General features: G+C 74.4%; 2 protein-coding genes. Both read right to left on the bottom strand.

Annotated elements, in window-relative coordinates; translation table 11 throughout:
• Positions 1–113 precede the first annotated feature (113 nt).
• Entirely contained in the window at positions 114–1,133 is a 1,020-nt protein-coding gene (locus ABZY44_RS37695; protein WP_356662069.1) for a LacI family DNA-binding transcriptional regulator, read from the bottom strand.
• Positions 1,121–1,444 (bottom strand): DUF3459 domain-containing protein (locus tag ABZY44_RS37690; protein ID WP_356662067.1); only part of this gene is annotated, 324 nt, incomplete at its 5' end. The genes ABZY44_RS37690 and ABZY44_RS37695, both read right to left, overlap by 13 nt.

Here is a 1,444-nt window from a genome sequence, read left to right as displayed (position 1 = left end):
CAGCGACGCGACCGAAGGGAGCGCCCTTGACGGGGCGGCCCGCACCGGAAGGACGCTGGACTCCCGGGACGCCCCCAGGAACTGTCAACGCACCCGACAGGCCGCAGCGAAGCTCACGACACCCCCGGCCCCTGCCCCGTCGACCCCCGCACCACCAGCTCCGGCTGGAAGACGTACTCCGTGCGCTGGACCGGCGTGCCGGCCACCGCTTCGAGGAGGGCTCCGACGGCCGCCGTGGCCATCGCGCGGACCGGTTGGCGGACCGTGGTCAGCGGGGGGTCCGTGAAGGCGATGAGCGGGGAGTCGTCGAAGCCGACGACCGAGACGTCCTCCGGGACCCGCAGGCCCCGCTCGCGCGCCGCGCGGATCACGCCGAGGGCCATGGGGTCGCTGCCGCACACGATGCCCGTGCAGCCGCGGTCCAGCAGGGCCCCGCCCGCCGCGTGGCCGCCCTCCACCGTGAACAGGGTGCGCTGGATCAGGCCTTCGGCCTTGGCCGAGGGAAGGGCGGCGACGAAGCCCGCTTCCTTGCGGGCCGACGGAACGTAGCGCGTCGGCCCGATGGCGAGGCCGATCCGCCGGTGGCCCAGGTCCTCCAGGTGGCGTACCGCCATCTCCGCCGCCGCGCGGTCGTCCGGGGAGATGAACGGCGCCTGTACCTGCTCGTTGAAGCCGTTGATCATGACGAACGGGACGCCCCGGGCGGCCAGTCGCTGGTAGCGGGCCGGGTCCGCGGAGGAGTCCGCGTGCAGGCCGGACAGGAACACGATGCCCGTGACCCCGCGCTCCTCCAACTGCTCCACCAGCTCGTCCTCGGTGGCCCCGCCCGGCGTCTGCGTGCACAGCACCGGCGTGTAGCCGTGCCCCGCCAGCGCCTGCTCTATGACCTGTGCGAACGCCGGGAAGATGGGGTTGGTGAGCTCGGGGATCAGCAGACCGACCAGCCCGTTGCTGCGTCGCCGCAGGCGCACGGGGCGCTCGTAGCCCAGCAGGTCCATGGCGGCCAGCACCTTGTGACGGGTGCCGGACGCCACGCCCGCCTTGCCGTTGAGGACACGGCTGACGGTCGCCTCGCTGACCTCGGCCTGCGCGGCGATGTCCGTCAGCCGGAGCGGGGAGGTCACCCCTGCCACCACACCGCCGTGTCGGGTGCCAGTACGTCGGGGTCCGCCAGTGCGGAGCTCGCCAGCAGGACCGTGCCCGGCGCGGGGATCCGCACCGGCTCGGCCGTGGTGTTCACCGTGCAGGTGAAGTCGCCCCGGCGGAAGGCCAGGACGCCCTCGGGGGCCTCCAGCCACTCCACCGCGTCGCCCGCGCCCAGCTCCGGGTGCGAACGGCGCAGCCGCAGCGCCGCGCGGTAGAGCTCGAGGGTGGAGTGGGGGTCGCCGGTCTGCGCGGCGACGCTCAGGCCGGCCCATGCGGCGGGCTGCGGGAGCCAGCTGCC

Origin of the sequence: Streptomyces sp. NPDC006544 (genome assembly GCF_040611715.1) — a bacterium.
Taxonomy (GTDB): domain Bacteria; phylum Actinomycetota; class Actinomycetes; order Streptomycetales; family Streptomycetaceae; genus Streptomyces.
This window is presented reverse-complemented; position numbering and strand designations above follow the sequence as displayed.